Here is a 25048-nt window from a genome sequence, read left to right as displayed (position 1 = left end):
TGCCCGCGGAATGGCCGTGGTATCGATTGGACCCGATATGAATCCGAACTATCGCAACTTCGCCCTTTGGGCGATCATTGCTCTTCTTTTGATCGCGCTGTTCAACCTGTTCCAAAGCCCAGGTCAGCGCTCCAATTCCCGTGAAGTTTCCTATTCGCAGTTTATTGACGACGTTTCCAACGGTCGCGTGAAATCGGTCACGATTACCGGCCAGCGGATCAGCGGTACGTTTGCTGATAATGGCTCGACCTTCCAGACCTATTCGCCGGGCGATACAGGTCTTGTTTCGCGCCTTGAAAGCAAGGATGTCGCGATTACTGCGCGCCCTGAAACCGACGGTTCCAGCTCGCTGATCGGCATTCTCCTGTCGTGGCTTCCGATGATCCTGATCCTCGGCGTATGGATTTTCTTCATGCGCCAGATGCAGGGTGGCTCGCGCGGTGCGATGGGCTTCGGTAAGTCCAAGGCCAAGCTTCTGACGGAAGCACATGGCCGCGTGACTTTCCAGGATGTGGCTGGCGTTGACGAAGCCAAGCAGGATCTTGAAGAAATCGTCGAATTCCTGCGCGATCCGCAGAAGTTCCAGCGTCTCGGCGGCAAGATTCCGCGTGGCGTGCTGCTCGTGGGCCCTCCCGGCACCGGTAAGACGCTTCTGGCGCGCTCCGTAGCAGGCGAAGCCAATGTGCCGTTCTTCACCATTTCCGGTTCGGACTTCGTTGAAATGTTCGTCGGCGTCGGCGCAAGCCGTGTCCGCGACATGTTCGAACAGGCCAAGAAGAATGCGCCTTGCATCATCTTCATCGACGAAATCGATGCCGTCGGTCGTCATCGCGGCGCGGGTCTTGGCGGCGGCAATGATGAACGCGAACAGACCCTCAACCAGCTTCTGGTGGAGATGGACGGTTTTGAAGCCAACGAATCGATCATCCTGATCGCGGCGACCAACCGTCCCGACGTTCTCGATCCCGCGCTCTTGCGTCCGGGTCGTTTCGACCGTCAAGTTGTGGTTCCGAACCCGGATATCGTCGGTCGCGAACAGATTCTCAAAGTGCATGTGCGCAATGTACCGCTTGCACCCAATGTCGATCTCAGGGTTGTCGCACGTGGCACGCCGGGCTTCTCCGGCGCCGATCTCGCCAACCTCGTCAACGAAGCTGCCCTCATGGCTGCGCGCCGCAACAAGCGTCTTGTGACCATGCAGGAATTCGAAGACGCCAAGGACAAGATCATGATGGGTGCGGAACGCCGCTCCGCCATGACGCAGGAAGAAAAGGCCAATACGGCCTATCATGAAGCCGGTCATGCCATCGTTGCGATCAACGTGCCGAAGGCTGATCCGGTCCACAAGGCAACGATCATTCCGCGCGGTCGTGCGCTCGGCATGGTGATGCAGCTTCCGGAAGGCGACCGTTATTCGGCCACCTATACCTGGATGGTATCGCGTCTTGCCATCATGATGGGCGGTCGTGTGGCCGAAGAGCTGAAGTTCGGCAAGGAAAACATCACTTCCGGTGCTTCCTCCGATATTCAGCAGGCCACCAAGCTTGCCCGCTCGATGGTGACCCAGTGGGGCTATTCCGACAAGCTTGGCCGTGTGGCCTATGGCGACAATCAGGAAGAAGTCTTCCTTGGCCATTCGGTGTCCCGCACGCAGAATATTTCGGAAGAAACCGCGCAGATCATCGATGCCGAAGTGCGTCGCCTGATCGACGAGGCGTATGCCGAGGCGACCCGCATCCTGACCAAGAAGAAGAAGGACTGGATCGCGCTTGCCGAGGGTCTGCTCGAATATGAAACGCTCTCCGGCGACGAGATCAAGGAACTGATTGCGGGCAATAAGCCGTCGCGCGATCAGGGCAACGATACGCCGTCGCGTGGTTCGGGTGTGCCGAAGGCTGGAAGCCCGCGCAAGCGCAAGGGCAGCGAGCCTGGCAACGAACCGGGTATGGAGCCGCAGCCGCAATAAGCTGTCTGAAAGCGAAATCAAGAAAGCCGGGCTTGTCCCGGCTTTCTTGTTATCTGGCTTTGTTTGGGCTTACCGCAAAGGCTCATTAAGGATTTCGGCGCATCATATTGCGTCAGATTACGACTTAGGACGTGGGAACGTTAAACCTGCCGCAAAAGGCGAAATTGCATTTGTGGGTGTTTTCGCGTTAAGAACAGCGAAAATCTGCTGTCCGGCAACCGGCAGCCATTGCTCGCCGATCAATTCAGGCGGCATATATTTGAAGACATAGAGAGCGGTTCATGGCTCAGCGCAAGGCGAAACAGATGACACGGAAATATTTTGGAACCGATGGCATTCGCGGACAGGCAAACAGCTTCCCGATGACACCGGAAGTTGCCATGAAAGTCGGTATGGCTGTCGGTCACATCTTCCGCCGCAAGGGCCAGACTTCGCGCGTTGTGATCGGCAAGGATACGCGCCGTTCGGGCTATATGCTCGAAAACGCGCTGGTGGCCGGTTTTACCGCTGCCGGTATGGATGTTTTCCTGCTTGGCCCGATCCCGACGCCTGCCGTTGCAATGCTCTGCCGCTCGCTGCGTGCCGATATTGGCGTCATGATTTCCGCATCACACAATCCATTCTATGACAATGGCATCAAGCTTTTTGGTCCGGATGGATTCAAGCTTTCTGACGAGATCGAGCTGAAGATCGAGGCGATGATCGATGGTGATCTGACCCCTTATCTGGCCAGCCACGGTGATGTTGGCCGCGCCAAGCGCGTCGATGGGGACATCTATCGCTATATCGAATTCGCGAAGCGTACACTGCCGCGCAATATCGACCTGAACGGCCTGCGCATTGTTGTCGATTGTGCGAATGGCGCTGGTTACAAGGTTGCCCCTGCTGCCCTGTGGGAGCTGGGTGCGGAAGTCATCACCATCAACAACGAGCCAAACGGCATCAACATCAACGAGGATTGCGGTTCGACGCATCCGATCGGCCTGATGAAGAAGGTTCATGAAGTGCGCGCCGATGTCGGCATCGCGCTGGACGGCGATGCGGACCGTGTGCTGTTGGTCGATGAAAACGGTACCGTCATCGATGGCGACCAGCTGATGGCCGTGATCGCTGAAAGCTGGGCTGCAAGCGATCGTCTCGAAGGCGGCGGCATCGTGGCAACCGTCATGTCCAACCTTGGACTGGAGCGCTTCCTTGCCGACCGTCATCTGACGCTGGCCCGCACCAAAGTGGGCGACCGCTATGTGGTCGAACATATGCGCGAACATGGCTTCAATGTCGGTGGCGAGCAGTCCGGCCATATTGTTCTGTCCGATTATGCGACGACGGGCGATGGTCTCATCTCGGCATTGCAGATCCTTGCCGTCGCGCAGGAGCAGGGCAAGCCGATCAGCGAAATCTGCCGCAAGTTTGATCCTGTGCCGCAGCTTTTGAAGAACGTTCGTACCTCGGGCGGCAAGCCGCTGGAGAACAAGCGCGTGAAGAGCGCAATTGACGAAGCTACCGAGCGTCTTGGCGTTCAGGGCCGTCTGGTTATCCGCCCATCCGGCACGGAGCCACTTATCCGCGTCATGGCAGAAGGTGATGATCGTGGTCTGGTGGAAAAGGTCGTCAACGATATCATCGACGTGATCTCGTCCGAGGGCAGCGCTGCGGCCTGATGCCTTTAAAGATAATGCGAGCAAAGGCGCGGGTTTTGTCCCGCGCCTTTTGCGTTTGGAATGCATTTTATACATTAGCGAGTGTTAATGAAATTGGTAAAAAAACAAGGTTAAGTTGTATTTAACTTTTGCCGAATAGTCTCCCCTCAAACATCCGTACCCGTCGCGTTCAGCGGCGCGATTCTCCGATGGGGCAGACATATGAAAAGTTTTACGAAAGCTCTTTTTGCCGGTGTGACGGCATCGGTTGCCCTGATGGCTGCAGCGCCCGTCGCACTTGCTGCGGACATTCTGGAACCAGTTCCAGAAGTTCCGGAAGTCGTTGTCGTTCCGCCTGCCGTTGGTGGCTGGTATCTGCGCGGCGATATCGGTTACTCCAAGGCCAAGTTCAAGGATGCCGACTACGCGACCATCGATAATTGCGCGACCTGCGGCGGCTCGCCGACCTTCGGCAGCAACACGCTTTATGGCGATCTCAAGGGGTCGTTCCTCGTGGGCGGCGGTGTCGGTTATCAGGTGACGGATTATTTCCGTACCGATCTGACGGTCGACTACATGACCCGCGCCAAGTTTGATGGCCACACTTATGGTTCGGCCTGTAACGGTGACATCAACTGCGCTTCCGACGAGCGCGGTCGCTTCTCGGCTCTCTCCATTCTGGCCAATGCCTATGTCGATCTCGGCAATTTTGCCGGCTTCACGCCTTATGTCGGCGCTGGCATTGGTGGCACGCGGGTGAAGTGGGGCGATCTCGACGATGTTCGCTATGGTGGTACGCAGGAAGGCGCTGCCAACTGGCGCTTTACCTACGCGCTCATGGCCGGTGCGTCGGTCGATCTCACACAGAACCTCAAGCTCGATGCGGGCTATCGCTATCGCCATATCAATGGCGGCAAGATGTTTGAAGGCAATCAGTGGATCGGTGACGGATACGACAACGGCATGAACGTGCATGATGTGCGCGTTGGCTTGCGCTATATGTTCGGCGGTGCAGGCCCGGCCTATGCTCCGCAGCAGGTTTCGACCATCGTAGACGGTCCCGTTTACAAGTAATTGCAAATCGCGCGATGAAAATAAGGCCCGGTCATCCGGGCCTTATTTGTTTAGAAGTACAGTAAACATATCCCTATATTTATGCGATCTTAACCATGTTCATTCATACATGATGATACATTCATAAGCGGGGATATCATCATGTCTATGCAATGGCGTGCTTTCTGTTCGTCGGCTGCTTTGCTGGCCGGATTATGCGTCGCATCGCAGTCTTTTGCCGCCGATCTCGATATGATCAGCTACGAACCGGGCGCTCCGGTGCAGCAGCCGGTCGAGGTCGGGTCCGGTTGGTATCTGCGCGGCGATATCGGCTACAATCTCTCCTCCAAGGTCAAGGTTCAGACAGAGACATCTTTCTGGAGCGCATCGCAAAGCTATGATCTGGACAAGAATGTCGTGCCGTCCGTCGGTGTCGGTTATCAGTTCACGGATAATCTGCGCGGCGACGTGACGCTTGGCTATTCCAAGCAGAGCTTCGACGACCTGGACGTCGATGTTCGTAGCTGGGACATGATGGCCAACGCCTATGTCGATCTCGGCAATTATTACGGCTTCACACCTTATCTGGGTGCAGGCCTTGGCTTCGCCAATGTGCGCTATTCCATTGATACGGCCTATGGTAACTACAAGACCGACGATGATTATCGTCTCGCCTGGGCGCTGATGGCGGGTGTGGGCATCGACGTGGCATCCAACATCAAGCTTGATATCGGCTATCGTTATGGGGTCATCGAGGGTGCTGATATTGCAAGTGCTGCAGGCCTCACGCTCAGCGACAAGGATATTCAGTCCCATCAGCTGCGCGCCGGTGTGCGCTTCACGACCTGGTAATACCAAGTCTCATTGAGTTTGGCTCATCGAGACCTGGTTAAGTCCGTACGGTAATTGAGCATTTTCAGGGTGTGATGTGTTAGCATCTTAGCGCCCTGCTATAATTGCAGCGGGCCTTTCGGCCCGCTTTGCAGTTTATTGTTTTAGTTGCGTCGAATTTTTCGTTTTCATATGCGACCCGAATCCTTACAGGTGAAAGAATGCGTCGAGCGCGTTTCCTGAAAAGGGGAGGGTTATGAAAGCAATTGCAGCATTTTCAGATTTCGTAGGCCGGACTTTTGCCATCTGGGTCATTGTCTTTGCCATTCTGGGCTTTGTTCTGCCGTCTACGTTTAGCGTATTTGCGCCATGGATTGTGGTTCTGCTCGGCATCATCATGTTCGGGATGGGCCTGACTATTTCCGGCAAGGATTTTGCGGAAGTCGCCAAACGACCTTTCGAGGTCGCCATCGGTGTGCTGGCCCAGTTCATCATCATGCCGCTTCTCGCCGTGTTGCTGACGCGTATCATCCCGATGTCACCGGAAGTGGCTGCGGGCGTTATTCTGGTCGGTTGCTGCCCCGGTGGAACGGCCAGCAACGTCATGACCTATCTGTCGAAGGGCGACGTGGCACTAAGCGTGGCCTGCACGAGCGTCACGACCTTGCTGGCGCCTCTCGTGACGCCTTTCCTGGTCTGGTTCTTCGCCAGCCAATATCTGCCGGTCGATGCGATGAGCATGTTCATCAGCATCGTGAAGGTGATTCTCCTGCCTCTGGCGCTGGGTTTCATCCTGCAAAAGCTGGTGCCCGGTTTGGTCAAGGCGGCTGTGCCCATGTTGCCGCTCGTGTCAGTCATCGGCATTGTGCTCATTGTTTCCGCCGTCGTGGCTGTCAACAAGGCTGCTATCGCCCAGTCTGGCCTGCTGATCTTTGCGGTTGTCGTTCTGCATAACAGCTTCGGTCTGGTTTTAGGCTATTTCGCAGCGCGCTTCGCGGGTCTGTCGCTTGCCAAGCGCAAGGCGATCAGCATCGAGGTCGGGATGCAGAACAGTGGCCTTGGCGCGGCGCTCGCCAATGCGCATTTCTCGCCGCTGGCGGCTGTGCCGAGCGCTGTTTTCAGTGTCTGGCACAATATCTCCGGTGCGCTGATTGCGAGCTATTATGCGCGCATGGAAGAAGAGCCGTCTGAAACGAAGACAGCGACACGATAACGAAATTCTACCCGCCCGAAGCAACTCGGGCGGGTTGGGTAAAAATATTCCCAGAAAGGCGTATTGATGAAAAATGCGCTTTCAGCTATCCCAGTAAGTGGGCCACGTCTCCCCAACGAGACGCGTGCTATCTGAGAGGATAGAAACAACATGACGACGATTGCGAAGCCGGCAGTTCGCCCGGCTAATCCTAATTTTTCATCCGGTCCCTGTGCAAAACGTCCCGGCTGGTCGCTGAATGCGCTGGTCGATGCGGCGCTTGGCCGTTCGCACCGTGCGAAAATCGGCAAGACAAAGCTCAAAGAGGCCATCGATCTTACCCGCGAAGTGCTGCAGGTGCCTGCCGATTACCGTATCGGTATCGTGCCTGCTTCCGACACCGGCGCTGTCGAGATGGCGCTGTGGTCCATGCTCGGCGCACGCGGCGTCGATATGGTCGCGTGGGAAAGCTTCGGTTCGGGCTGGGTCACGGATGTGACCAAACAGCTCAAGCTTGAAGATGTTCGCACCTTCGAAGCGCCTTATGGTGAGATTGTCGATTTTTCGCAGGTCGATTTCGACCGCGATGTGGTCTTCACCTGGAACGGTACCACGTCCGGCGCGCGCGTCCCGAATGGCGATTTCATTCCGGCTGACCGCAAGGGCCTGACCTTCTGCGATGCAACATCTGCCGCTTTCGCGCAGCGTCTCGACTTCCCGAAACTCGATGTCGTGACCTTCTCCTGGCAGAAGGTTCTGGGTGGCGAGGGTGCACATGGCATCCTGATCCTCAGCCCGCGTGCTGTCGAACGTCTGGAAAGCTACAAGCCTGCTTGGCCATTGCCGAAGATTTTCCGCATGACCAAGGGCGGCAAGCTGATCGAAGGCATCTTCGTCGGCGAAACCATCAACACGCCGTCCATGCTCTGCGTGGAAGACTACCTCGATGCGCTGAAATGGGCGAAATCGCTCGGTGGTCTCGATGCGCTGGTTGCGCGCGCCGATGCGAATTTTGCAGTTCTCGACGGCTTTGTCGCAAAGACGCCGTGGATTGCCAATCTGGCCGTGAAGCCGGAAACGCGTTCGAACACTTCCGTCTGCCTTACGATTGTCGATCCGGAAGTAACGGCCTCGTCTGCCGACGAGCAGGCCGCTTTTGCCAAGGGCATCGTCACTGCGCTCGACAAGGAGGGCGTTGCCTATGACATTGGCGCTTATCGCGATGCACCTTCGGGTCTGCGCATCTGGGCCGGTGCCACGGTGGAAACTTCCGATCTGGAAGCGCTGACGCATTGGCTGGATTGGGCTTTTGCAACGCAGAAGGCTGCGCTGAAAGCTGCTGCCTGAGCATTTCGTGCATGACGCCGTGGTCCGCGTTGGGGCGGCCACGGTCCGCATCCCCCATTATTCATAGCATTTCCTGAAGCAGATCGGTCTGTGTTTACAGGAAATGTTTGGTCTGAAAATGTTTGAAGGAGGCCTCCATGGCACCTCGCGTTCTCGTATCCGATAAGCTTTCGCCCACTGCCGTCCAGATTTTCAAGGATCGCGGCGTGGAAGTCGATTACCTGCCTGATCTCGGCAAGGACAAGGAAAAGCTTCTCGAAGTCATCGGCGATTATGATGGTCTGGCGATCCGTTCGGCCACCAAGGTCACGGAAAAGCTGATTGCAGCTGCCAAGAAGCTCAAGGTCGTTGGTCGCGCCGGTATCGGCGTGGACAATGTCGATATTCCGGCGGCTTCGCGCCGCGGTATCATTGTCATGAATACGCCGTTCGGCAACTCGATCACCACTGCCGAACATGCCATTGCGCTGATGTTCGCCGTGGCGCGGCAATTGCCGGAGGCAGACACCTCCACCCGCGCAGGCAAGTGGGAAAAGAACCGCTTCATGGGCGTGGAAATCACCGGCAAGACGCTGGGTGTCGTCGGTTGCGGCAATATCGGTTCGATTGTCGCGACCCGGGCCATCGGCCTGAAGATGCATGTGGTGGCTTTCGATCCGTTCCTGTCCGAATCTCGTGCGCAGGAACTGGGCGTTGAAAAGGTCGAGCTTGACGAACTGCTTGCCCGCGCCGATTTCATCACGCTGCACACGCCATTGACCGACAAGACCCGCAATATCATCAATGCGGAAAACCTGGCCAAGACAAAGCCGGGTGTGCGTATAGTCAATTGCGCCCGCGGTGGCCTGATCGTGGAAAAGGATCTGGTGGCAGCGCTGAAATCCGGCCATGTGGCCGGTGCCGGTATAGACGTTTACGAAACGGAACCGGCGACGGAAAACGAACTTTTCTCGCTGCCCAATGTCGTCTGCACGCCGCATCTCGGTGCATCGACCTCGGAAGCGCAGGAAAATGTTGCGCTTCAGGTGGCCGAACAGATGTCGGACTATCTCGTGAAGGGCGCCGTTTCCAACGCGATCAACATGCCGTCGATCACGGCGGAAGAAGCGCCGCGCCTCAAGCCGTTCGTAAAACTTGCCGATGTGCTTGGCGCTTTCGTCGGTCAGGTCACGGATGAGCCGATCCAGGAAGTGGAAGTGCTGTTCGACGGTTCCACCGCCACGATGAACACACGCGCATTGTTGAGTGCGGCTCTGGCCGGTCTCATCCGTCCGCAGGTTGCCGACGTTAACATGGTTTCCGCACCGATCATGGTGAAGGAACGCGGCATCATCGTTTCGGAAGTCAAGCGCGACAAGTCCGGTATCTTCGACGGCTATATCAAGCTGACGGTAAAGACCACCTTGCGTGAGCGCTCCATCGCCGGAACCTGCTTCTCGGACGGCAAGGCGCGTTTCATCCAGATCAAGGGAATCAATCTCGATGCCGAGGTTGGCCCGCACATGCTTTACGTCACCAACAAGGACGTTCCGGGCATGATCGGCCTGCTTGGCACGATCTGCGGCAAGCATAATATCAACATCGCAAACTTCTCGCTCGGACGTGACCATCCGGGTGGCGATGCGATCGCCATGCTCTATGTGGATGAACAGATTCCACAGGCAGCACTTGACGAACTGACGGCTCAAGAGGCAATCAAGGCGGCAACACCGCTTGAGTTCAACGTCGGAGAAGTTTGAGAAAATGGTTGAAGAGATGGTACAGCCGGAATGGCGGCGCATGCACGAGCAGGATATTGCGGGCGTGACTGCGGTTGCTAATGTTGTCCATCTCGACTTCTTTGAAGATGAGGCGGTCTTCCGGGACCGCTTCAAACTCTATCCGGCGGGCTGCTTCGTGCTCGCCCGTGATACCGAAATCCTTGGTTATGGCATCAGCCATCCGTGGAAGCTCGATACGGTTCCGGCTCTCAACGCCGTTCTGGGCGAACTGCCGGATGATACCAACACCTACTATATCCACGATATCGCGCTTCTGCCCGACGCCCGTTCCAGCGGCGCTGCCACACGTGTCGTGGAACTGATGGCCACGCAAGCCGAACGCGACGGCTTCGTCACCATGTCGCTCGTTGCAGTCAACGGCTCGCAAGGCTTCTGGGAAAAGAATGGCTTTGTCGTCCGCGATCTTCCGGCACTTGAGGAAAAGCTCAAGAGCTATTCGGATGATGCGCTCTATATGGTCCGCGCCGGCTAGGTTCGGTGATATTCAGTCTCTGGCGGTCTGCAAATGGCGCTCTTTTGCGCTTCCGGTGCTCACGTACTCATAGTACGTTGCGCGCCGGTTCTCAAAGATCACCATTTTCGCCTCCCCAGAGACTGAATCTCTACCGACCTAGTTCCGCGCACTAAAAATCGCGAATTTATTGCACGAAAGAGTCGCGCAATCCCGTTTCAATCTGTATAGAGACGAGGGATCAGCACCCTGTAGCCTCAACTGGCGATGACCGGGCCGCTTCGATCCTTGGATTTTCAAATAGAAGCCAAGGAGTTTCTTCAATGGCAAATGTGGTTGTCGTCGGATCGCAATGGGGCGATGAGGGCAAGGGTAAGATCGTTGACTGGCTGTCCGAACGCGCCGATGTCATCGTGCGCTACCAGGGTGGTCATAACGCAGGTCATACGCTTGTTATCGACGGCGTCAGCTACAAGCTTTCGCTGCTGCCATCCGGCCTCGTGCGCGGCAAGCTGAGCGTCATTGGCAACGGTGTCGTTGTCGATCCGCATCATTTCGTTGCTGAAACCGAGAAGCTGCGCGCACAGGGTATCGACATCAACCCGGATGTGCTGCGTATTGCTGAAAACGCTCCGCTCATCCTTTCCATCCATCGCGATCTCGACGCCATGCGCGAAGGCTCCAATTCGGGTCTCAAGATCGGCACGACCAAGCGCGGCATCGGCCCAGCCTACGAAGACAAGGTTGGCCGTCGCGCCATCCGCGTCATCGATCTGGCCGAGCCGGAGACGCTGCAGCCAAAGGTCGAACGTCTGCTCGCGCACCACAATCTGCTGCGTCGCGGCATGGGTCTTGAGGAAATTGCGGTTGAAACCATTTTGACCGAACTGACCTCGGTTGCCGATCAGATTCTGCCCTATATCGATCAGGTCTGGCGCGTTCTCGACGAACGTCGCAAGGCGGGCGACCGCATCCTGTTCGAAGGCGCGCAGGGCGCACTGCTCGACAACGACCACGGCACGTATCCGTTCGTGACGTCCTCCAACACGGTTGCCGGTCAGGCTGCCGCCGGTTCGGGCCTCGGTCCGACGGCCATCGGTTATGTGCTCGGCATCACCAAGGCCTATACGACCCGCGTTGGCGAAGGTCCGTTCCCGACCGAACTGAACGACGAGATCGGCGAATTCCTCGGCACCAAGGGCCATGAATTCGGCGTGGTGACGGGTCGCAAGCGCCGCTGCGGCTGGTTCGATGCCGTCATTGTGCGCCAGACGGTTCGTACTTCCGGCATCACCGGCATTGCGCTCACCAAGCTCGATGTTCTCGATGGTCTGGACGAAATCAAGATCTGCGTCGCCTATGAACTCGACGGCAAGCGCATCGACTATCTGCCGTCCTCCATGGGCGCGCAGGCACGCGTCAAGCCGATCTATGAAACCTTGCCGGGCTGGTCGGAAACGACCGCAGGTGCGCGTTCGTGGAACGATCTTCCGGCGCAGGCTGTCAAATATGTCCGTCACATCGAAGAACTGATCGGCGCGCCGGTGGCGATGCTCTCCACCAGCCCGGAACGCGAGGACACGATCCTCGTCACTGATCCGTTCCACGACTGATTGTTTGCAGTCAATGAGCGATATGTTCGGAGCAGCTTTTCCGGAAGCTGCTCCGATTTTTTTCGACCGTTGTACAAAGAACGCAATCGGCCGTACAAAGCTTCGCATCAGGGTGAATTTTGCCACTATTTCACCGCATCGTTTTGAAAGTCTTCGCTAAATCGTAGCCAGAGACTTTGCTTTCCCTTGATTATTGTGATTATTGGGACATTTATTGCATCCTGTGCTTATTGTTCATCTGGACGGGCGGAAACCGGGTAAGACGGAATGGCGGATTTTGTAGCGGTACTGAAAAAGACGATCGATGCGCAGGCGGACAAGTCGCCCGAATTGCGCCAGCGCGTTTACGCGAAAGCGCGCGCAACGATCGAGCAAAAGCTTGTTACGGCAAATGCCTCGCAGGCTGTCGCTGTCCGCCAGCGCAATATTCTCGAAGATGCCATTGCCGAGGTTGAAGCCTTTTATGCGCCGCCAGCCGCCGTACCGGAAGAGCCGGTTGAGGATGCGCTGGAAGATTTCCTGCAGGAGGCGAATCAGGACGCAGCAGAGCGCGTACCGTCGCATGAAGATGATGACGAACCCGCATTCTCCAGTGCACCGCGCGATGAGCGTCGCGACAATTTCTCCAGTGAAGATGATGACGCACCGGCCTTTGCAGCCGAGCGCAGCGACGACTGGAAACTGGACCGCGCCAAGGAAAAGGCGCAGGCCCGCCGCAGCGAATATATCGAACGCACCTCCAAGAAGGAGCAGCGTTCCTATAAGGGGCTGATTGCAGCTCTGGTCGCCGTTCTGGTTCTCGGCGGTGCTGGCTATGCGGTCTGGGCCAACAAGGACAAGATTCAGGAACTGGCGTCGAGCCTTGGACGCAGCGATGCGCCTGTGACCGGTTCCGATACCGGGACGCATCCCGAAGATTCGACGACTCCGCCAGCCGACACCAACACGGCGACAACGGGTGGCGAGCAGACACCGGAACAGCCGCAGCAGCCTGCAGGCGAACCTAAAATGACGCAGCGGCTGATGCCTGATGGCAGCGAAACCGATAGTGGATCTGCCGGTGCTGCAAACGGTATCGGCGAGGGTACGTCGACCGCTGCTTCCACGCCTGCACCTGCTGAAACCAATACACAGACCGGTGCGCAGCCCGGACAGAACCAGACCGTTGCCGTCGGCCAGCAGGCGCTTCTTTATGAAGAACGCGGTGGCGCCGGTTCGGATTCGGTCGAGCGTGGCAATGTGGTCTGGTCGACGATCGAGGAAAGCCCGGAAGACGGTCAACCCGCTGAACCGGCAGTCCGCGCGACCGTTACAATGCCGACCAGCAAGGTCGAGCTGAAAATGACCATCCGCAAGAATACGGATCAGTCCATCCCGGCGAGCCATCTGATCGAGCTGGTATTCACCGTGCCAGAAGGGTTTACCGGTGGCGTCGTGGACAATGTACAGCGCATTACCTTCAAGGACACGGAACAGGCGGCAGGCAATCCGCTGATTGCCGTGCCGTCGAAGATCGGCGATAACTTCTTTATCGTGTGGCTGAACGACGCCCGCACGGCGCAGGACACCAATCTTTCACTGATGCGCCGCCTGCAATGGATCGATATTCCGATCTCCTATCGCAACGGTCGCCGCGCCCTTATCAGCCTTGAAAAGGGCGTGCCGGGCGAGAAGGCGTTCAACGACGTGCTCGGCACGAACTAGTCTTACATATCGAAACAGAAAAAGGCCGCTTTAAGCGGCCTTTTTTATTTTGACGCGAGCCGGGATGGTGCCGGTTACTTCTTTTCAGCGAAAGCCTTGATGGCCTTGGCGATTTCGTTTCGGGCTGCTTCGGCGCTGTCGAAGCCGCCCAGTTCAACGACCTTACGGCCTTCCGGCAACTGCTTGTAGACGCGGAAGAAAGCTTCGAGACGCTGCTGTTCGATCTTCGGCAGATCGGTGATTTCCTTGATGTTGTCATAGGTCGGATCGATGTCCTTGGTCGGGACGGCGACGATCTTGTCGTCCTGGTCGCCACCATCGATCATCTTCAGGACGCCGATGGGACGAACCTTGATGATCGCGCCGGGAACAATCGGTTCACGCGTATAGATGAGCGCGTCGAGCGGATCGCCGTCGCCAGCAAGCGTGCTGGTGATCGAGCCGTAATTGGCCGGATAAATCACAGGCATGGACTGGTAGCGATCGACGACGATGTGACCGGTCTTGTCATCGATTTCATATTTGGTGAAGCTGCCTTGCGGGATTTCGATGGCTGTGAAGAACTCCGTCCCGTCCTGTTCCTTCTGCGGATAATCGAGGAAGGAGACATATTCGGAAGCAGATGCGGCGGTGGCAGCGGTAAGCGCAAGAGCTGCGGCGAGCAGGAGCTTTTTCATGGGATGACCTTCGGGCTGAAGCATGTCTCCCGAAAGTGGGAACCGGTTTCGGAACAAGACATGCGTAAAAACAAAAGGCTGGAGCGGTTCCGACGAATCCGTTTCAACTGGCCCGCTCCAGGGTGAAACACACCCTCGTCCCTAAAGCCAATCCATTACAGTGATTTGACGGTTTTATATTGCTTGGATGACAGTTTCCGCGAGGAACCGCCTGCGATATTCCGCCGGACTGATCCCGATCTTCTGACGGAAATGATGGCGAAGCGTGTGGGCGCTTCCAAAGCCGACTGAAGCAGCAACATCGTCAATGCTCGCCTGTCCCTGAGAGAGCAATTCCCTGGCCGCCGCGATACGCTCCATGGTGAGCCAGTCGCCGGGCGTGGCGCCGGTTGCCTCAGTAAAGCGCCGCAGGAATGTGCGTGGGCTCATCCGGCACGCAGCCGCCATGCGCTCGGTCGTCCATTCCGTGGCAAGATTGGCGCGCATCCTGTCCAGAACCGGGCTGATTGCGGTGCCTTCGCGCCTTGTGACCGGACGCTCGAGAAACTGTGCCTGGCCGCCCGTGCGATGAGCAGGCATGACCAGCCGTCGGGCAACGGAATTTGCGGCGGTGGCTCCGAAATCCTGTCGAACGATTTCGATGAGGAGGTCTATTCCGGCTGCGCTGCCGGCCGAAGTGAAGATGCGATCATGTTCGCGATAGAGCGACGCATCATCGACATCTATTGCGGGGTGTTTGTTACGCAGCGCGTCGGCATAGCGCCAGTGCGTGGTGGCGGTGCCACCGTCGAGCAGTCCCGTCGCAGCCAGGACGAAAGCCCCTGAACAGATGGAGGCGAGGCGCGCTCCGCGCTGGTGGGCGTGTCGCAGCCTTTCGCTGATGGCTTCCGGCACCGGAATGTCCGCACCTTTCCAGCCTGGGACAATGATGATGTCGGCCTCGTCAATGAGATCGGGACCGCCATCGGGCGTGATGACGAACCCGCCATGTGCACGCAACGGGCCGTCTTCAATCGGGCAACTGGCGAAGCGATACCATCCCGGTCCCATTTCCGGGCGGGGCAGGCCAAAGATTTCGGCGACTATGCCGAATTCAAAGGTGCAAAGCCGGTCATAGAGAAGCGCTACGACGAGTGGGCCTTTAAGGTCTGGTATCTGGTTTGTCATTATCTTTACGTATATTGTCAATCACGCCAATTGCAAGTGAATTGGAGAATGGGCGACAATCTTTCCTAAAACAAAGGAGATCGCCCATGGATAGTGTGACAAAGACCGACAGGAAATCAGCCGTAACTGCCATCCCGCCAGCGCCAAGCGCATTGGCGCGGGATCATTTCGCAGCCGAATTCACATTCGAGACGGATTGCTGGGACGTGCACGATGCCTTGTCCAAAGGAGCCGATTTCGTGCTTCTCGACGTGCGTAGCCCTGTGCATTTTGCAGAGGCGCATATTCCGGGCGCAATCAATCTGCCGCACGGCAAGATTATCGAGTCCAAGATGGCGGAATGGTCGCAGGAAACGATTTTCGTCACCTATTGTGCAGGACCGCATTGCAATGGCGCGGCGCGTGGCGCCTTGCGGCTCGCCAATCTCGACCGGCCGGTCAAGATCATGGCGGGCGGGCTGACAGGCTGGATAGATGAAGGATTTGAACTCGCCAAAGGCGAGGGGGCTCAGTAACGCCCAAATAATTCTGCCGCAGAACGGTTGTCCGTCTGCGGCAGAAAGAACTTGTCAGCGTCGGTTTGGTGCCTTGTGACTTTAGGCGTGCGCTTCCTCGACATGGTTCAGCGCCTTCTGCTGCTTGTAGGCAGCGGCCTTCACCGCGGCCTGCACCTTTTCAAACGCACGCACTTCGATCTGGCGCACGCGTTCGCGGCTGATACCGAACTCGCTGGAAAGGTCTTCCAGCGTCATCGGGTCGTCCGAGAGGCGGCGCGCCTCGAAAATGCGGCGTTCACGGTCATTCAGCGTATCCATCGCCTGTTCGAGCATGGAGCGGCGGTTTTCCAGCTCGTCCTGCTCGATCAGAACCTGCTCCTGGCTGCTGCTGTCATCGACCAGCCAGTCCTGCCATTCGCCGGATTCGCCTTCCGAAGCGCGCAGGGGCGCATTCAGCGACGCGTCACCGGACAGACGGCGGTTCATGGAAACCACTTCGTCTTCGCTGACCTTGAGCTTGGTTGCGATCTGCTTGACCTGATCCGGGTTAAGATCGCCATCATCGAGCGCCTGAATCTTGCTCTTCATCTTGCGCAGATTGAAGAACAGGCGCTTCTGATTGGCGGTCGTTCCCATCTTCACAAGGCTCCAAGAACGCAGGATATATTCCTGGATCGAGGCCTTGATCCACCACATGGCATAGGTGGCAAGACGGAAACCGCGTTCAGGTTCAAAACGCTTCACGGCCTGCATGAGACCGACATTGCCTTCGGAAATTACTTCACCAATCGGCAGGCCGTAGCCGCGATAGCCCATGGCGATCTTGGCCACGAGACGCAGGTGGCTTGTCACCAGCCTGTGGGCAGCCTTGGGATCGGTATGTTCGTGGTAGCGCTTGGCCAGCATGTATTCTTCCTGCGGCTCAAGCATGGGAAAGCGACGAATTTCTTCCAGATAACGGGTAAGGCCACCGTCACCGGACGTGATGCTTGGGAGATTCATCTGGGCCATAGAGCACCCTCCTTTATAATTTCAGGTTCCCGTTTGGCGAACCTGTCGCGGGGGCTGCCTCCTGCACTTCCCTCTCGCGAGCCCTCATATATAGGCATGATTTTGGCGAAAACACGATCCTTTAACTCATGAAACAATCTGTCACTACAATGTGAACGCTGCTCAGGGCCAAAGGTTGCGTGGCTGGAGCATCTTCTGCATTTCCTGAAACACAGAAAATACCCTGTCTTTTTATTTTGCGCGCATCTTGTCCCGAAAACCGGTTCCCACTTTTCGGGATGCGCTTTGGTCTGAAATGAATTGTTTTTTGCGGCAAGAGAGCGGCTTTCACTGCAGCCGCGCCCCCGATCTTGATGATGGAAACAGCCTGTTGTTTATCAGCTATCCATCCTTTCGGCCAACCACGATAGTTGCCAGTATTATATAGAATGCTTCCGGAAATTTTCCAGGAGGTGCTCCATATCTTCCGGCACCGGCGCTTCGAAACGCATCAGTTCCTCCGTGGCCGGATGGGTGAAGGCGAGCAGCCAGGCATGCAGTGCCTGCCGGTGGAAACCGCGCACGGCCTCTTTCAACGGTTCCGGCAGCTTGTTGGCCTTGGTCTTGTAGGCGCTGCCATAGTCCATGTCGCCGACAAGCGGATGGCCGATATGCGCCATGTGCACGCGGATCTGGTGGGTGCGACCGGTCTCAAGGCGGCATTCGACGAGCGAGGCCAGTGCGGTTGCATCTTCAAGGGGGGCGAATTTTTCGACCGTCACATAATGGGTGATGGCGTGTCGGGCATCCTCGCGCTCTTCATTGACCACGGCCTGCTTGGTGCGGTCGCGATGCGAGCGTCCAAGATGCGCATCGATGAAGCCCTGCGGGCGCTCTGTCATGCCCCAGACGAGTGCGAGATAGGCGCGTTCCAGATCGCCGGTGCGGCCATGGTCGGCAAATTGTTCGCTCAAATGCCGATGCGAACGGTCATTCTTGGCCACGACCATGACGCCGCTCGTGTCCTTGTCGAGACGATGAACGATGCCGGGGCGGCGAATTCCACCGATGCCCGACAAGCTATCGCCACAATGATATATAAGGGCATTGACGAGTGTTCCCGTCCAGTTGCCGTTGCCTGGGTGAACGACAAGCCCGGCGGGCTTGTTGATCACGATGAGATCATCATCCTCGTAAAGAATATCGAGCGGTATGTTCTCGGCGATGGGTTCGGCTGGTTCCGGCTCAGGCAGCACGATGGCGATTGTCATGCCTTCGCGCAGCTTTTGCTTGGCTTCACGGGCGGGTGCGCCGTCGATGGTCACATGGCCTTCGGCAATCAGGGACTGAACGCGGCTGCGCGAGAGTTCCGGCCCCAATGCTGCGGCCAGCCACTGGTCGAGACGCTTGCCTGTGGCATCGGAGTCGGTCGTAAGCTCTTTCACTCGTGTCTTTCCTTTAAGAGAATGGGCCTCTATGAGAGCGGGCGTGTTTTAACGAAATCGTCAGAACAGCTCTATCTCTTGGTTTTACCGCATTTATGCGGCGTCAAATGTTTCCATTTGGCTGCAAAATGCTCTATCACGCGGCACACGCCATAACATGGCGAAGTTCGAACCGGAGTCGTTGAATGCAGGATCCACACTATCCGAGATACCAGAATCATCAGGATTCAGGCTATCAGGACTATCAGCAGGGCTATTACCCGGAAGAACAGGCCGAGCCCCAGCTTGATCCAGCCATGGAACGTGTGCGCCGCAAAATGATCCGGCTTCTGGCCGTCTCCATCGGTGTCATGCTGATCGGTCTTATGGCCGTGCTTGTCGCTGTTGTCTACAAGATCAATCGCGCGCCGGAAACCCCGCCAGCGGAAGAAGCCCGTTCCGATATCCCCGGACAGGCTGCGTCCGCTCCGGCAAAGCCGGAACCGCCGAAGCTGATCGAATCGCAGATCAACCTGACGCCGGGCACCCGTCTTCTCTCGCAAAGCCTTTCCGGCAACGAACTTTCGCTGGAAACGCTGCTGCCGGATGGCGGTACGGAACTCATCATCTATGACTATCGCGAATCGCGCATCATCGGGCGCATCAAGCTCGGCAATGTCGAATAATACCAAGTCGCGTTGAGTTTGACTCACCGAGACTTGGTTAAGCCCGTGCGGCGACTGAGCATTTTCAGGGCGTGGATAGCGTTAGCATCTCAGCGCCCTGCTATGAAGCGGATAGAGGCTGATCAGGGCGGCATGATTGCCGCCTTGTTTGTTTCTCCCTTCGAGGATTGCACTTTTTCTCTTTGGCGATTATATCAGCGACATGGCTTAAGCGCCCATCGTCTAGCGGTCAGGACGGCGCCCTCTCACGGCGCAAACAGGGGTTCGATTCCCCTTGGGCGTACCATCACTTCTTCCGGAGACAGTATTTTACACTTTCGCGGATGCGCGTTAGGGTCGATCCCGACAAGAGATCAACCAGGCGCGGAGGAACGATGAGCGTTTCAATCAAGACCGGATCGGCGAACCTCATCTGTGATGGTATCGATAAAGGTGCGGTGGAATATAGCGTCGCTATTCCCGATGACGGCGTGGACCTCACAAAGCGCGGCAAGTTCTGGGGCAGCAAGGATGCAATATCCGACGCGATGGGGGCATCGGCGGTCGGCCTCCGATCACATGAAGGCGACATCTATCCGGTGGCAGTCGAAGAGCTGGATCGCGACGGAGCAGCGCTCTTTACCGTGCTTGCTCCAGCCGATTGATAATCGCTGGCAATGGCTTTGGATAAAGCGGGTACGCACCGATTAGTGCGCAAGCGGGACTGGTGCTTTTCTGCTGTGGTGTCGCTGGCTTTTGGTGCTGCGACGGCACTCATATTCTTCTATATCGTGCTTTTTGGCGTCGGCGATGATGGATATCTTGTCATATTCAGCATCTATACTGCGCCTGTGGCGATAGTCTTCGGCCTTTGGGGTCTGTTTTATCGGCGCAGTTTTGTTGCGTTCATCGCCCTCTTCCTCTGTCTGTCTCCGCTCATCTATCTGAGCATTTTCTGATTTTTCCATGCCCTTCATTCGTGGATTTGGGAGAAGAGTTCCGCCGTTGCGGAACTCTAAACAAGGGATCACTTCTTGACGGGAGGCGGATCAAATTTAGTACATGCGTAATAGCCATTTCGGCATTTCTTGCAGATGCCCATGTCGCATTGGCTTACGCAGTCAGTACCCGTGGCGTAATAGCATTGGCCAGACTGTCCGGGAACTATCAGCAGACTTGCGGTCTTGTATGGCGTCGGTAGTTTTGTTTGGTTTGGCGCTATATTGCCGTTGGACTGGGCCATCGCACCGAAAGACGTGAGAGCTGCAATTGCCATTCCAAAGAATAAGATTTTTGCTTTCATGAATTTCTCCGTAGTTACCGGATAAGCGTATTTCACAATCCGATACAGCGCATTCGCAATAGAACGGGAGACAAAAAGTAGCGCTAGATCACAGATGATTACATGAGCGTTTTGGCGGCGAAGTCTGGACGTTATATTCGGAAAATCTGCAATTATCCCGTGTTCGCGGGATATGAATGTTGCGCGTACTGGTGGTAAAGTTAATGCATGTGGAAAAATGGATCGAATATTTATCCTCAAATCCATAATGCTGTCCGGGTGAAAGGTATTCTTTCCGAACCTTTCTCGCCTAGAGATGTGCGCCGGGTTGCTCCAGGCTGGCCTTATTCCAGATACTTCTCGTTCCTTGCCGAAAACTGCACAGACAACCAACCGGAAGGCAACGCGCTTTTCGTGCGGGTGGGCAGGGGACAATACCATCTGAACGACAAGGCTGTCGGGTTCGATTTCGAACGCTTAGTGGATCTTAGTCACTAAAGTACATTCACAGGAATGGGTTGGGGAGATTGGGGTTGGTCCAGTTGCAAAAATTTGCAACTGGCGGTGCGACGGTGCATAATCGGGGCATGAGTGAATCATACAAGAAACCCGATTATGAACAGGAACTGCGTCAGGCAGGTGTCCGCATCACGCGGCCGCGCCGGATCATCCTGAACATATTGACCGAGACGGAAGATCATCCCGACGCGCTGGAGATTTTTCGCCGCGCGGTCGAGATCGACAGCAGCATCTCGCTTTCGACCGTTTATCGCACGATGAAGCTTCTCGAAGAACGCGGTGCCATCCACCGGCACGCCTTCGCCGGAGGGCCTTCGCGTTTCGAACAGGCAAGCGGCGCGCATCATGATCACATCATCGATATGGATTCCGGCGATGTGGTGGAATTCCGCTCCGACAAGATCGAAAAACTGCAGGAAGAGATCGCCCGATCGCTCGGTTACGAGATTGTGCATCACCGGCTGGAACTTTATTGCAAAAAAATACGAAACTGACGGAACCAAGTTTCTTCTGCGGCGTTAAGCGCGCATGAAGGTCGTGACCCCGCCCCCACAACGCGGCCTTCAGAGTTCGCCTCAACCTCCCCGCACGAGGCGAGCGGCGAGAATGCCGCGCTAACCGTCAAACGTTATGCAGCTGGCGTTCCGCAAATTCAGAGCAAGCCGCCGTGGTTCAGGCCCAGGTCTGACCATGGCGGCTTTTTTTGTGGCCGTTGAGGAGCTAGCGCCTGATCAGGCGTCGAACTGTTCGGTCGGGATGACGAGCGAATAAACGGCCCCGGTTCCGTCGATACGATAATCGGCGTGACCATTGACGGAGGCGGGGACGATGCGTTGCAGCACCGCGCTGCCGAAGCGCGGATCGTGCTCGAAAACCTCGGGCATTGCCGGATTGGTTTCTTCCCAGCGGAATTCCAGCCTGTCATCGCCGCTGGCGACATGGATGACCTTCGCCGAAATCTTTACCCGGCCATAAGGGATCGAGAGGCCGCCGAAGGAAGTGGCGTTGACCACCAGTTCATGCAGCGCGAGGCCGACATGCAATGCGGCGCCTGGGAACAGATAGGGATTGTCGCCATCGATGCTCAGGCGTTCGTCGCTGACGTCGATATATTTTTCGACCTGTGAATGCACGAGATCGCGAAACAGTGCGCCGCGCCAGTTCGAATCGGTCACCAGATCCTGTGAATAGGATAGGGACTGAATGCGTCCGCGGAACTTCAACAGAAAGTCGTCGATGGAATCGGTGAAGCGTGCCGTCTGGCTGGCAATGCTTTGCACGATGGCCAGAAGGTTCTTGGAGCGATGACTGACTTCACGCAAGAGGGTCTTCAGCACCTGCTCGCGTCGCTTCAGTTCGCTGATTTCAATAGCCGTGGTGACAAGGCCCAGTATATTGCCGTTATCGTCACGATCGCAGTCGATGTGAAATTCGATCCAGCGCAGCTTGTCGCCATCATTGATGGCGATCTCCACATTCTGCGCTTCGCCGGTATCCAGCGCCGCGCGTTTCGCGCCGTCGAGTTTGTGCAAGGTGACGGAGAAAATGAAATCGCAGTCACTTCCACCGATTTTCCACTTTTCCTGCCAGTAGAGCGGGATGTTTTCCCCCCAGGAATAGATCAGATCGGGTGTCTGGTAGAGAACGCAGACATTGCTGTTGCGCACGGCCCTCAGCAAGGCCCGCAGCCGGGCTGCGTCAGGTTCCGTTTCTTGCAGGGTAACTTTTGCGCCAGCGGTCATGTCTGCCCCGATTATCCCGCAACCGAATTCAGAGCATTTCCAGCAAAAGTGCGAAGCGGTTTTGCGTAGGAGAATGCGACGAAACAAATATTTGGGTCGCGCATTGGCAAAGCGGCAAAAGCTCCGGAAAAGTTATGCGGAAATTTGCGTGCCATGGCATCCATTTCATCGACTGGTCGGCGGGTCTCGATCGAGTGATCGTCTTGTGATCCTTGAACTGGCCCGAATTCTGGAACCAATAAACCGCCGCATGACGTGATGCGGCGGCGAATTTCATTAAGAAGCAATATAGGCTGGTGAGTCAGAAGGTCAAAAACAGCCTTTGATTTTATATCAGTTACGCCTTGCGGATCGCCGAAGCGATGAGCGAAATAACGAGCAGAGCAAGGAACACGAAGAACAGAATCTGCGCTATACCGGCTGACGCACCAGCGATGCCGCCGAAACCGAGCGCACCTGCTACGAGTGCCACCACAAGAAATACGAGCGCATAATAAAGCATGTCCGGTCTCCTTTTTATTGTGTGAAGGAGAAACGACATCCAGGCCAGGTTGGTTCCGTGCTTCCGGGTAAATTAAGGCGCTCACAACTCTAAATACTCATGTCAGGACCTAAGGCGGTGTGATTTGGCGGTGTATTGAAGCGCCAACATTAAACTCCCGAAAGCTGCCGCCTTTCGGGAGTTTATGACCTTTGGATTTAAGCTGCGACCTGCGAGGCTTCTTCGAAGAAGAGTGCCTGGCTGATCAGCGCCTTCACCATATCCGGATTGAACGGCTTGGTGACGAGGAAGGTCGGTTCCGGGCGCTCGCCCGTCAGCAGACGTTCCGGGAAAGCGGTGATGAAAATGACCGGGATCGTGTCGTTCTGCAGGATTTCATTCACTGCATCGATGCCCGAGCTTCCATCGGCCAGCTGGATATCAGCCAGAACCATACGCGGCTTTTCCTGTTTGTAGAGCGCCAGGGCCTCATCCTTGGTGCGCGCAATGCCGACGACTTCATGGCCGAGACTTTCTACCATCTGCTCGATATCCATCGCGATCAGCGGTTCGTCCTCGATAATCATGATGCGCGTCGCCACCTGACGCGAAATCTCGGTCGATGCAGCCGAGAGAACGCGGCTCAGTTCAACATCGTCCAGTTCGAGAATTTCGGCGGCTTCCTTGTCGGAAAAACCTTCCACCGCCACAAGCAGGAATGCCTGTCGCGGAAGGGGCGCGATATGCGAAAGATTTCTTGCAGCCTGCTGTTCCCATGCAAATTCCGATGCTGGTTCCGGTACGCGAACCGAGGCCGTCTTATAAAGATCGCAGAAAAGGCGATAAAGGCCGATCCGGTCGGACGAGGCGTCCGGAAAAATGCTCACATCGGCAATCAGGGCTTCAAGGGCAGCTGCAACATAGGCGTCGCCGGAAGCCTGGGAGCCGGTAAGAGCACGAGAAAAACGACGGAGATAGGGAAGGTGCGGCGCGATACGCGTCGATAACGTCATGGTATTGGAACTCCTCAACTGCCGCTTTCGTTCATTGAATGCACATTGGCGGACACGGTTCTAGACCCCTCCCGCCCATGCTTTGAGCGCAGCATTATGGTACTCTAAACGGGGCGCTTTGAAAAAAGTTCCGAGATTGGGAGATATATTAGGGAACTTTTTGGTAAGCCGCGCATTTCCCGGACAAGCAGGGGCTTAGATTAATAGGGTAGGGCATTTAGCCCGGAACGATCAAGATATGGCAGAAAAAGAGAACCTTCACATGAACGGAGCCGGGGTCAGGTCGTCCCGTCGCGTTCAGAAGGATATACTAGGACCAAATTGTGAAGTCGGATTGAAACTAAAGGCACTGTACACCTCGATACAGGACGAGACGATCCCGGATCGCTTCCTCGATCTTCTCCAAAAACTCGATCAGGCTGAACAGGAGAGTATGCGTGAACACAGCACCCGGTCCGTCGGTTGAGAGTAATGCACAGTTCAAGCGAGAGCTTCTGTCATCGCTGCCGAGCCTGCGCGCCTTTGCGGTGTCGCTGATTGGACAGCACGACAAGGCGGATGATCTCGTACAAGATACGATCATGAAAGCATGGGCCAAGCAGGAGTCCTTTGAAATGGGGACCAATATGAAGGCTTGGCTTTTCACCATCCTGCGCAATGAATTCTACACGCAGATGCGCAAGCGTGGCCGCGAAGTGCAGGACACGGATGGCGTGTTCAGCGAACAGCTCGCCGTGCATCCTTCGCAATATGGCACGCTTGATCTGCAGGATTTCCGCGCAGCATTAGAGCAATTGCCCGACGATCAGCGCGAAGCGATCATTCTGATCGGCGCTTCGGGCTTTGCCTATGAGGAAGCTGCGGAAATCTGCGGCTGTGCTGTCGGCACGATCAAGAGCCGTGTCAGCCGTGCTCGCACGCGCTTGCAGGAGATCCTCAAGATCGAAGGCGAAGGCGACTACGGTCCGGATGCCGATTCATCGCGGGCGACCTTGAGAAGCTTTGCATAACGC

26 protein-coding genes and 1 tRNA gene are annotated in these 25048 nt (G+C 56.3%); 19 read left to right on the top strand and 8 right to left on the bottom strand.

The window, feature by feature from the left end:
- Nucleotides 1–37 precede the first annotated feature (37 nt).
- The 10 genes from ftsH to CES86_RS08650 all read left to right on the top strand — a co-directional run bounded on the left by ftsH (nucleotide 38) and on the right by CES86_RS08650 (nucleotide 13578).
- A complete protein-coding gene (gene ftsH, locus CES86_RS08695; RefSeq protein WP_010661368.1) occupies nucleotides 38–1966 on the top strand; it encodes an ATP-dependent zinc metalloprotease FtsH in 1929 nt (642 codons plus the stop codon).
- A gap of 305 nt (nucleotides 1967–2271) precedes the next feature.
- Nucleotides 2272–3627 carry a phosphoglucosamine mutase gene (glmM, locus tag CES86_RS08690; RefSeq protein ID WP_010661367.1) on the top strand — a complete coding sequence of 452 codons (1356 nt, stop codon included), beginning with the start codon at nucleotides 2272–2274 and terminating at the stop codon, nucleotides 3625–3627.
- 201 nt (nucleotides 3628–3828) lie between these two features.
- The gene (locus CES86_RS08685; protein WP_094514181.1) at nucleotides 3829–4680 is read left to right on the top strand and encodes an outer membrane protein; all 852 of its coding nucleotides are present in this window, start codon (nucleotides 3829–3831) and stop codon (nucleotides 4678–4680) included.
- 141 nt (nucleotides 4681–4821) lie between these two features.
- Nucleotides 4822–5511, top strand: a complete 690-nt coding sequence (locus CES86_RS08680) for an outer membrane protein (RefSeq protein WP_029929554.1) — start codon at nucleotides 4822–4824, stop codon at nucleotides 5509–5511.
- Nucleotides 5512–5746: 235 nt separating this feature from the next.
- Entirely contained in the window at nucleotides 5747–6703 is a 957-nt protein-coding gene (locus CES86_RS08675; RefSeq protein WP_029929556.1) for a bile acid:sodium symporter family protein, read from the top strand.
- 150 nt (nucleotides 6704–6853) lie between these two features.
- Nucleotides 6854–8029: a phosphoserine transaminase gene (locus tag CES86_RS08670; protein ID WP_094514179.1), complete on the top strand. Its 1176-nt coding sequence runs from the start codon at nucleotides 6854–6856 to the stop codon at nucleotides 8027–8029.
- 137 nt (nucleotides 8030–8166) lie between these two features.
- A complete protein-coding gene (gene serA / locus CES86_RS08665; protein WP_010661362.1) occupies nucleotides 8167–9768 on the top strand; it encodes a phosphoglycerate dehydrogenase in 1602 nt (533 codons plus the stop codon).
- A gap of 4 nt (nucleotides 9769–9772) precedes the next feature.
- Nucleotides 9773–10282 carry a GNAT family N-acetyltransferase gene (locus CES86_RS08660; protein ID WP_094514178.1) on the top strand — a complete coding sequence of 170 codons (510 nt, stop codon included), beginning with the start codon at nucleotides 9773–9775 and terminating at the stop codon, nucleotides 10280–10282.
- A 302-nt stretch (nucleotides 10283–10584) separates the two neighbouring features.
- Nucleotides 10585–11874, top strand: a complete 1290-nt coding sequence (locus CES86_RS08655; protein ID WP_010661360.1) for an adenylosuccinate synthase — start codon at nucleotides 10585–10587, stop codon at nucleotides 11872–11874.
- Nucleotides 11875–12141: 267 nt separating this feature from the next.
- Nucleotides 12142–13578, top strand: a complete 1437-nt coding sequence (locus CES86_RS08650; protein WP_094514176.1) for a transcriptional regulator — start codon at nucleotides 12142–12144, stop codon at nucleotides 13576–13578.
- A 74-nt stretch (nucleotides 13579–13652) separates the two neighbouring features.
- Here CES86_RS08650 and CES86_RS08645 read toward each other — a convergent pair whose 3' ends face one another.
- Together CES86_RS08645 and ftrA are read right to left on the bottom strand one after the other, a co-directional pair.
- The gene (locus CES86_RS08645) at nucleotides 13653–14255 is read right to left on the bottom strand and encodes an inorganic diphosphatase (protein WP_012091348.1); all 603 of its coding nucleotides are present in this window, start codon (nucleotides 14253–14255) and stop codon (nucleotides 13653–13655) included.
- A gap of 174 nt (nucleotides 14256–14429) precedes the next feature.
- On the bottom strand, nucleotides 14430–15422 hold the full coding sequence (gene ftrA, locus CES86_RS08640; protein WP_094514175.1) for a transcriptional regulator FtrA: 993 nt from the start codon (nucleotides 15420–15422) through the stop codon (nucleotides 14430–14432).
- A gap of 86 nt (nucleotides 15423–15508) precedes the next feature.
- On the opposite strand from ftrA, the gene CES86_RS08635 reads away from it, so the two are divergent.
- Nucleotides 15509–15937 (top strand): rhodanese-like domain-containing protein, encoded by a 429-nt coding sequence (locus CES86_RS08635; RefSeq protein WP_012091350.1) that lies wholly within the window; start codon nucleotides 15509–15511, stop codon nucleotides 15935–15937.
- Nucleotides 15938–16018: 81 nt separating this feature from the next.
- Here the strand turns inward: CES86_RS08635 and rpoH are convergent, their stop codons facing one another.
- Nucleotides 16019–16930: an RNA polymerase sigma factor RpoH gene (gene rpoH, locus CES86_RS08630; protein WP_010661355.1), complete on the bottom strand. Its 912-nt coding sequence runs from the start codon at nucleotides 16928–16930 to the stop codon at nucleotides 16019–16021.
- Between the two features lie 419 nt (nucleotides 16931–17349).
- Nucleotides 17350–18354, bottom strand: a complete 1005-nt coding sequence (locus CES86_RS08625; protein ID WP_012091351.1) for an RluA family pseudouridine synthase — start codon at nucleotides 18352–18354, stop codon at nucleotides 17350–17352.
- Between the two features lie 185 nt (nucleotides 18355–18539).
- Between CES86_RS08625 and CES86_RS08620 the strand changes: the two genes are divergently transcribed.
- From CES86_RS08620 to CES86_RS08605, 4 genes are all read left to right on the top strand, one after another.
- Nucleotides 18540–19019 (top strand): hypothetical protein, encoded by a 480-nt coding sequence (locus CES86_RS08620; protein ID WP_061348051.1) that lies wholly within the window; start codon nucleotides 18540–18542, stop codon nucleotides 19017–19019.
- A 211-nt stretch (nucleotides 19020–19230) separates the two neighbouring features.
- Nucleotides 19231–19305, top strand: a tRNA-Glu gene (locus CES86_RS08615).
- A gap of 88 nt (nucleotides 19306–19393) precedes the next feature.
- Nucleotides 19394–19663, top strand: coding sequence for a hypothetical protein (locus CES86_RS08610; RefSeq protein ID WP_167387106.1), 270 nt, complete (start codon nucleotides 19394–19396; stop codon nucleotides 19661–19663).
- 12 nt (nucleotides 19664–19675) lie between these two features.
- Complete coding sequence (locus CES86_RS08605; protein ID WP_094514172.1) at nucleotides 19676–19957, top strand: hypothetical protein; 282 nt, start codon at nucleotides 19676–19678, stop codon at nucleotides 19955–19957.
- Nucleotides 19958–20025: 68 nt separating this feature from the next.
- On the opposite strand, the gene CES86_RS08600 is transcribed toward CES86_RS08605, so the two are convergent.
- Entirely contained in the window at nucleotides 20026–20301 is a 276-nt protein-coding gene (locus CES86_RS08600; protein ID WP_012091355.1) for a hypothetical protein, read from the bottom strand.
- A 207-nt stretch (nucleotides 20302–20508) separates the two neighbouring features.
- On the opposite strand from CES86_RS08600, the gene CES86_RS27890 reads away from it, so the two are divergent.
- Entirely contained in the window at nucleotides 20509–20778 is a 270-nt protein-coding gene (locus tag CES86_RS27890) for a hypothetical protein (protein ID WP_071634167.1), read from the top strand.
- An 89-nt stretch (nucleotides 20779–20867) separates the two neighbouring features.
- On the top strand, nucleotides 20868–21293 hold the full coding sequence (locus CES86_RS08590) for a transcriptional repressor (RefSeq protein ID WP_010661349.1): 426 nt from the start codon (nucleotides 20868–20870) through the stop codon (nucleotides 21291–21293).
- 237 nt (nucleotides 21294–21530) lie between these two features.
- Here CES86_RS08590 and CES86_RS08585 read toward each other — a convergent pair whose 3' ends face one another.
- The 3 genes from CES86_RS08585 to CES86_RS08575 form a co-directional block, all read right to left on the bottom strand.
- A complete protein-coding gene (locus CES86_RS08585) occupies nucleotides 21531–22541 on the bottom strand; it encodes a sensor histidine kinase (RefSeq protein ID WP_012091357.1) in 1011 nt (336 codons plus the stop codon).
- A 337-nt stretch (nucleotides 22542–22878) separates the two neighbouring features.
- Entirely contained in the window at nucleotides 22879–23043 is a 165-nt protein-coding gene (locus tag CES86_RS08580; RefSeq protein ID WP_006473348.1) for a DUF1328 domain-containing protein, read from the bottom strand.
- Between the two features lie 197 nt (nucleotides 23044–23240).
- A complete protein-coding gene (locus tag CES86_RS08575) occupies nucleotides 23241–24035 on the bottom strand; it encodes a response regulator (protein WP_010661347.1) in 795 nt (264 codons plus the stop codon).
- A gap of 238 nt (nucleotides 24036–24273) precedes the next feature.
- Between CES86_RS08575 and CES86_RS08570 the strand changes: the two genes are divergently transcribed.
- Nucleotides 24274–24501 carry a NepR family anti-sigma factor gene (locus CES86_RS08570; protein WP_012091358.1) on the top strand — a complete coding sequence of 76 codons (228 nt, stop codon included), beginning with the start codon at nucleotides 24274–24276 and terminating at the stop codon, nucleotides 24499–24501.
- Nucleotides 24473–25045: an RNA polymerase sigma factor gene (locus CES86_RS08565; RefSeq protein WP_010661345.1), complete on the top strand. Its 573-nt coding sequence runs from the start codon at nucleotides 24473–24475 to the stop codon at nucleotides 25043–25045. Before CES86_RS08570 ends, CES86_RS08565 begins: the two co-directional genes overlap by 29 nt.
- Nucleotides 25046–25048 lie beyond the last annotated feature (3 nt).

The organism is Brucella lupini (genome assembly GCF_002252535.1).
GTDB lineage: Bacteria > Pseudomonadota > Alphaproteobacteria > Rhizobiales > Rhizobiaceae > Brucella > Brucella anthropi.
This window is presented reverse-complemented; position numbering and strand designations above follow the sequence as displayed.